Below are 7590 nucleotides of genomic sequence, written 5' to 3' on the forward strand. Positions count from 1 at the left end.
TTTTATTGTCATAATATAATACAATTTAATTTTCGCTTTTAGGTCCCATTTTATTTCTACTTTAAATAAATATTTTTTTAAAAGCAAAAAAAACAGAAGTAAAGATTTTTCTCTAAACTTCTGTTTTTATTTACTCAGTTTTCTATTTATTTACATAAATCAATTATTGCCTGTGCAAATATCTTTCCACTAAGCATTAATTCATCAATTACTGCAAATTCATCATTACCATGCATATTTGTATCTGTTCCAGGAAGAATGCATCCAAATGCTACACCATTTTTTAAATGATGAACATAAGTTCCTCCACCTATAGCAAGACATTCACCTTTTAATCCGCTATAATCTTCATAACATTTTAGAAGTGTACGTACGAAATCTGAATCAGCACTTACATGATGGGCAGGGTCCAATTTGCAGTCTGATAGTATTATACCAAATTCAGCCATTCTCTTTCTTATTACTTCTGTTAAATTTTCATCATTTGCACATATTGGCGCTCTTGAATCAAATGTGCCTTTTAAAGATGTAGTATTATATTCAAAAATAGTAAACGCTAAACTTAAATTTCCACTTAATTCATCACTCATAGCTGCATTGCATCCAGCACCTATATGGTCATTATGTGGGAATAACTTATTTATACCGCATAATCTTCTAAATCCTTCACTATCTGCACAATCCATTGAACATAATAAATCTACTATTGCAGTTATTGCATTATATCCGTTTTCAGGTGTTGAAGCATGAGCACCTTTTCCTTTGGCATTTATTGTTATAATTGAACCATCTTCTTCTGCTGTAAATCTTACATTAGTTCTTTCTTCTGCTTTTTTACATAATTCTAAAACTGTATCAAGTTTAAACCCTTCAACTACAGCCTGAGCCTTGTCTGGCACCACATTTGCTTTAACTCCTCCGCTTACCTTTAGGACTCTTGGAAGTGCATTGTCTTCAGCATATTCACTTGTAAAGTCTGGTGCAAGGCGTCCTTTTTCTATATTTATAAGAGGAAATTCAGCATCTGGAGAAAATGTCATTGGAGCTTCCTCTTCAACTGCATAATAGTGTTCTATATCAGAACTTCCACATTCCTCGTCTGTTCCTAATATAAGTCTTACATTTTTGCTTAATGGAATATTTAAATCTTTAACTGCTTTTAAAGCATATAATGCAACTATAGCAGGCCCCTTATCATCTGAAGAACCTCTTCCATATATCTTTCCATCTTTTATTACTGGATCATAAGGCTTAGTTACAGTCCATTCATCTCCTGCTGGAACAACATCTAAGTGAGCTAATATATCAAGTCCCTTTTCATTATCATTAAAATCAACAGTCCCTACATAATTATCATAATTTTTAGTTTTAAATCCCATGCTTTCTGCTAATTTCAAAGCTGCTTCAAGAGCCTTTGCTGGTCCTTCACCATATGGCATATTTTCTTTAGCCTCACCTTTATCGCTCTTTATTCTTATCTGATTACAAATATCATTAAGTATCTGTTCTTTATTTTTTTCAAAATATTCTTCAATCTGCTTTTTATACATTTCTATACCTGCCTTCCTTAAATAAGCATATTAGTATCTAATACTATTTCTTTTATATTATAACTCAAAAATGAGATTATTTTTAATATTTTTTCATAATCATTAAAAATAATCTCATTTTTGTTCTTTAATTTATAACAGAAGCAGTTTCTGGTTCTAAAGATTTATTATCTAATTTTGAAATTTTATATTTTTCATAAATTATATTTACACTATATAAAACAATTCCAGCACATATCCAGCATATAGAATACCTTACGCTTTCCTTTAAATATGGAAGAATAGCTTCCCATCCAGATCCTTTAATATTCAACATCTTTAATGGTACTGCTACCTGAGAAAGTGGTACGATTGCCTTAATGACTTTCACAAGGCCAGGAGACATCATATAAAATGGATATGCCACTCCACTTACAAGAGTAAACGGTGATGACCACAATGAATATGTATAAACAAAATAATCCATTTTCTTTAATATTGCTCCAAATACAAGACCAAAGCCAATTAGATTAAAGAAGAATGCAACCATAAGTACACAATATATCCATACTTCACCTTTCATTGGAAGCGAAAAATATTTCTTTATAAGACACAAACTTATAAAACTTGTTATAGTTATAATCACTATATATAATAAAATTCTAAAAGCTATATCCAAAAGATTAAATATAAATTCTTTTGAACCAATCTTTATCTCTGCAAATGTTTTTTTTCTCTTTATGAGAAGAGGTATAAAAAAACTTGATAGAAAAACCATTTGAATTATAAGAATAACTAAAGTATATGACATATTTCTTATATAACTTCCCTGGGAATCATACATTATCCTCTGCACACATGAAAATGTACCTATAGCTGTCTTTGCAACTGATGGATATAATCCATTTCCCTGAAGCATTTTTAGTTCTGTTCCTGCACTCAATGTACTTAAAACTGTGGCTGCTCCACTTAATGCATTTCCTCCAATAAGCATATTGGTTCCATCTACTAGAACTTCTGCTTTTGGTGACTTTTTCATGCTTACATCAGTACTAAAATTGTCAGGTATTATAATTCCTCCATGTACTTTTCTTTCTTTTATGGCCTGCTCTAGCTCTGAATCTGAATCAAAAAAATTTGTTATATTTAAAGATGGACAATTAGATAACTGCTCTATTACAGTTCTTGATAAAGCTGTATTGTCCTTATCAACTATTCCAAATGGTATGTGTTCTACATATACATTGCTCCATACATATGCTAGAAGAAATAATGTTAATACCGGTGACACAACTGCCTGTATTAATGTACTTGATTCTTCTTTTAATATTGAAAAAATCTTTTTAAATACCAATTTAAAATAAGTCATCTTTGTATCACCTCTTCTGTATTCTTTCCTTCTTGTCTTTTGCCTGATTTTATCTTAAATAGATTTCCAATTGATTTTTTCTTTTCTTGATCTATTTTTTCTTTTTTAGGAATTCTGCCTAATATAAATTGAAAAGTTACAAGTCCAATCATTATGAGCATAAACTTTATAAGCCATATTATATGTGGCTGAACATCACTAAATGTATTTCCAAGAAGAGATATATCTCTTAATGGAATAATAAAATGTGTATTAGGCATATAATTTACAATCTTTGAGAAAAAATCAGGCATAGCCAAGACTGGAAATGTATAACCTGAAAACAGCATAGTCATAGAAACAATTCCACATGAAGATGCAGCTTCAAGCTTGTTTCCTTTTTTACTGTAATTTAAAATTATTCCAAAGAAAACCCATCCTATATTGCAGAAAAGAGTCAGCAATACTCCCCCTTTAAAGGTTCCTCTGTACGGAATATTAAAATATTTAGTATATATATAAAGACATATTAAAGATGAAAGAGATGCAAGAATTCCAAGTATTATTCCTTTTCCAATAAGCTTTAGATAATTTTTCTTTTCACTTATAAAAACTCCAACTGTTGCTGCTGCTATCTGTATACTATTTAGAGTAAGGCCTTCAACCATAAAATATGCCATGTTTTTTGTGGGATTTCCTATAAATCTATAATTATATCCCATAGGAGAAATTAAATTCATTGCATTTTGAGGTGTCATTCCAAGTTTTCCTTCTGCAAGACTCATAAGATATCCACTTTTTATTGTTCCAATTATTTCTGATATACCACTTTTTACACTGCTTGATGGAGATGTAACTGATCCATCTACATATGTAACCATAGTTGCATCTTTTCCATTTAAAAGATCATCAGAAAAATTTTCAGGAATAATTATTCCTGCCATTGCTATTCCACTATCCATACTTTCCTTTATATCTTCTACACTGTCACCATATTCTATAACATTAAAAGCATCATTTTCTGCAATCATTTCAACAAGACTGTTAACTGTCTCTGATTTATCATGATTAACTATTACTGTAGGTACATTTTTTACAGGAAGATTTATAAATTCAAAACCAAATACAAGAGTTATTGCAATTGGTGCTATAAATAAAATTATAATTGGAATTATCATGTATTTGTGCTTTAAAATACGCTTATATATAAATCTAAATAGATATTTAAAAAGTTTAAATTTTCCTAAAATTATATGTATATAATTTTGTATTTTATCCACTATATCTAATTTCATGTACATCACTCTACTTTCCAAAATCAACAAATGATGTCATATTGGCACGAAGATCTATTCCTGTTTCTTTAAGGCTTTCAAAATCTTCAAATTCCACTTTTACTCCATATGATAAAATATCAAAATCTCCATTATCGTTTGTTGCTTTTTTAGTTGCAAAATCTGCATTCTTATTTATATTAGTAACTTTTCCTTTAAACTCCTTATCTTCATATGCAGGAATTTTTATTGAAACTTCCTGACCCATTTCAACCTTATCAAGCTCAGTTTCTTTTATATTACATGTTATTGATGGATTATATGTATCAGTAACTACAACAACAGGCATTCCAGACGATACAAGATCTCCATTTTTTACATTTAGTGATGTAACAACTCCATCTACTGGCGATACAAGTGAACATTTTTCTAATGTTACATCTATCTGCTGTACTGCTGCTTCTGCCTGCTGCACTGCTGCCTCTGCCTGTCCTACTCCAGCTTGAGCCTGATCCACTCCTGCCTGCGCCTGTGCAATATCTTCAGGTGTTGCACCCTTTACTGCAGAATTATATTTTTCATTGTTAATATTAAGATTTGATTTTGCATTATCTAATCCTGTCTGAGCATTTTGAAGACTCATTTCCTTACCTTCCAATTCAACCTGAGTTGCTGCACCTGCATCATATAATGCTTTTGTCCTGTCATAAGATGCTTTTGCAACATCATATGCAGACTGTGCATTTTCAACATTAGACTGTGCTATATTGATTGCAGACTTTAACTGATTTATTTCTTCTTCTGTTGCACCATTCTTAGCTTTCTGCAAGGCTGCTTCTGCCTGAGCTTTTCCTGCTTGTGCTTGTCCTAATGCTGCCTTTGCTTGGTCTACACCTGCCTGTGCCTGTGCTCTCTGAGCTTGCAATGAATCACAGTCAAGAGAAACTAGTGGCTGTCCTTTAGTTACAGTATCTCCTTCACTCACAAGAACTTCCAAAATCTGTCCTCCAGTCAACGAGTTTACATTACTTTCTTCCATTTTTATATTTGATTGAACAACCAAGCCATCAGCCTTTCCAGCTACTATCTCATCTCCTGTTGCATGTGCAAAAGGCAGATTACATGCTGTAAAACCATTTGCTGCTAATAGTATTAAAAATAATCCTGACAATTTTTTTAATTTCATAATAATCCTCCCGATTTGCAATTTATCTTTAGAAATATTCCTATTTTATTAAATTCATCATTATAAATAGTATACTAACTATATTTTAATCTATTTAAGTATTATTTTCCTTATATTCGGTATATTATAATCTAAAAATAGTTAGCATCCTATGTATTTTTTCTGTAACTCATTATAGTTTTTTTATCTTATAATGTCAATATGTACTTTATATTGAAATTTAATCATAAATATTCCATTTGAATTAATAACTTGCACAAGTATATATAAATGCGATAAAATACACTTATACATAATGTAAAATGAATAGGGGATGTATTTATGAATTCTGATTTGAAATTTTCTAGGTTATTTGGAGCTATTCATAATGTTTTTAAGAAAGTTAGTGATAAGAGCCTAAAAGAAATAAATCTTACATCACCTCAAATGAACATATTATTTTTTATATCTTCTAATAAAAATATTGAAATTAACCAAAAAGATATAGAAAAACACTTCTATTTAAAAAGCTCTACTGTAACTGATATAATCAGCAGATTAGAGCATAATGGCTTTCTATATAGAACTACTAGTGAAAAAGATAAAAGATATAAAAAAATTGTTTTAACTGAAAAAGGTGAAAATATTCATGAAAGAATGCTTGAAATGGCATTAAACTTTGAAACATGCTTTACTAAAGGAATGACAAAAGGTGAATCTGAAATACTTTTTGAACTTCTCCAAAAAGTATTAAAAAATGTTTCTCAAGAATAAAGTTTTGTTATAACGCTTATTGTAATCATTATCATAAATAAAAGAGATTGAATGCTTTACCACTTCAATCTCTTTTATTTATTCATATATAATTATCTTTTTATACTAAGCTTTAGCTTTTTCTGCATTGCTCTTTTCTATAAGATTATCAACAACATCTACAAGTGCTTCTATTTCTGGTTTGCTTAATTGTGCATCAGCTTTTACAGATTCACCTTTATGCCTTAATTCTTGTGTTATTAAAGATGAGAATATTATGACTGGAAGTTTTTTAAGAATGTCGTCTTCTTTTATCTTTCTTGTAAGAGTCAATCCATCCATCTGAGGCATTTCAATATCTGTAATAAGAATATCTATATCCTCCATGAAATCTTCTCCTCTTCTCTCCTTAAGGCCATTAATGTAATCATATGCTTGTTTACCATCATTAAATACTGTAAGCCCCTTAAATCCAGCTTTAGTAAGAGTTTCTTTCAAAAGTTTCCTTATTAAGGCTGAATCATCAGCTAAAACCATTTTTATGTTTGATCTGTCTTTATAATCCACTTTAACAAGCCTGTCTTCACTTATACCTGAACTTGGAGCAATATCAGTAACTATCTTTTCAAAGTCAAGCATAATAAGAACTTTTCCATCCAATAATATGTTTCCTACTGATAATGAATTTTCTGATAAATCATCAGGCTTTCTTATATCATCCCATTTAATACGATGAACTCCTACTATATCATCAATATTAAATGCAACTTTAACTTTATTAAATTCACAAATTATAACCTTTGAACCAAGAGTTGATTCACTATTTTTAGAAAGTATATATTTTAAATCTATTAATGTGAGAATTTCATCTCTACATAAAATAAGTCCTGCTATGTCTGGTTTTGGATCTGGAAGTTTTGTCAATGTATCCATTGGCATTTCTATTATTTCTTTAACTTTTACAACATTTATAGCATAATGACATTTATTAGCTACAAATTCAATTACCTCTAATTCTCCTGTACCTGATTCTAGTAATATGTTATTATTCATACTCTCTTCCCCTTACTATTTAAAATTTTCCTCATTCGACATTATTGTTATCTATATATGTATTTATCGAATAAAATCTAGTAAACTATACCATCTTTAATTATATTATATATACTTTTGCCTTCATACTTCAACTATATTTACAAAAAATTTGAATATTAAACCTTTTTATTCACATTATTAAATAAGAATTAAAACATATGTTTATATTTAACATTTCTTATATTAGAATAAATGTAAAATGTCAAATCAACATATAGTATATTTTAAACAAATACAGATACTATATATTGATTTAAATTATTTAAAACTATGATTATAAAATATCCACATCTATATATTACATTAAATTATCATTTTTAACCAGTTTTAATAGAGTAGGTTCAAAATTAAATTCATTAACAAGATTATTCACTTCTTCCAATGCTTTTTCTTTTTTATCTTTTGAAATATTTCCTTTACATGCTC

6 protein-coding genes and 1 pseudogene are annotated in these 7590 nt (G+C 29.4%); 1 reads left to right on the forward strand and 6 read right to left on the reverse strand.

From position 1 onward, the window contains the following. Positions 1-146 precede the first annotated feature (146 nt). The 4 genes from pepV to Q0F58_RS03450 all read right to left on the reverse strand — a co-directional run bounded on the left by pepV (position 147) and on the right by Q0F58_RS03450 (position 5337). Positions 147-1550 carry a dipeptidase PepV gene (pepV, locus tag Q0F58_RS03435; protein WP_294372611.1) on the reverse strand — a complete coding sequence of 468 codons (1404 nt, stop codon included), beginning with the start codon at positions 1548-1550 and terminating at the stop codon, positions 147-149. Positions 1551-1677: 127 nt separating this feature from the next. After that, positions 1678-2898 carry an ABC transporter permease gene (locus Q0F58_RS03440; protein ID WP_294372613.1) on the reverse strand — a complete coding sequence of 407 codons (1221 nt, stop codon included), beginning with the start codon at positions 2896-2898 and terminating at the stop codon, positions 1678-1680. Then, entirely contained in the window at positions 2895-4172 is a 1278-nt protein-coding gene (locus Q0F58_RS03445) for an ABC transporter permease (RefSeq protein ID WP_294372615.1), read from the reverse strand. Before Q0F58_RS03445 ends, Q0F58_RS03440 begins: the two co-directional genes overlap by 4 nt. Positions 4173-4182: 10 nt before the next feature. Then, complete coding sequence (locus Q0F58_RS03450) at positions 4183-5337, reverse strand: HlyD family secretion protein (RefSeq protein ID WP_294372619.1); 1155 nt, start codon at positions 5335-5337, stop codon at positions 4183-4185. A gap of 321 nt (positions 5338-5658) precedes the next feature. Between Q0F58_RS03450 and Q0F58_RS03455 the strand changes: the two genes are divergently transcribed. Continuing rightward, positions 5659-6090 (forward strand): MarR family winged helix-turn-helix transcriptional regulator, encoded by a 432-nt coding sequence (locus tag Q0F58_RS03455; protein ID WP_294372622.1) that lies wholly within the window; start codon positions 5659-5661, stop codon positions 6088-6090. Positions 6091-6195: 105 nt separating this feature from the next. Here the strand turns inward: Q0F58_RS03455 and Q0F58_RS03460 are convergent, their stop codons facing one another. Continuing rightward, complete coding sequence (locus tag Q0F58_RS03460) at positions 6196-7122, reverse strand: chemotaxis protein (RefSeq protein ID WP_294372624.1); 927 nt, start codon at positions 7120-7122, stop codon at positions 6196-6198. Between the two features lie 340 nt (positions 7123-7462). Then, a pseudogene (locus Q0F58_RS03465) lies at positions 7463-7590 on the reverse strand (SAM-dependent methyltransferase); the annotation flags it as partial.

The sequence above is a fragment of the uncultured Clostridium sp. genome (assembly GCF_934754915.1).
Classification (GTDB): domain Bacteria; phylum Bacillota; class Clostridia; order Clostridiales; family Clostridiaceae; genus Clostridium.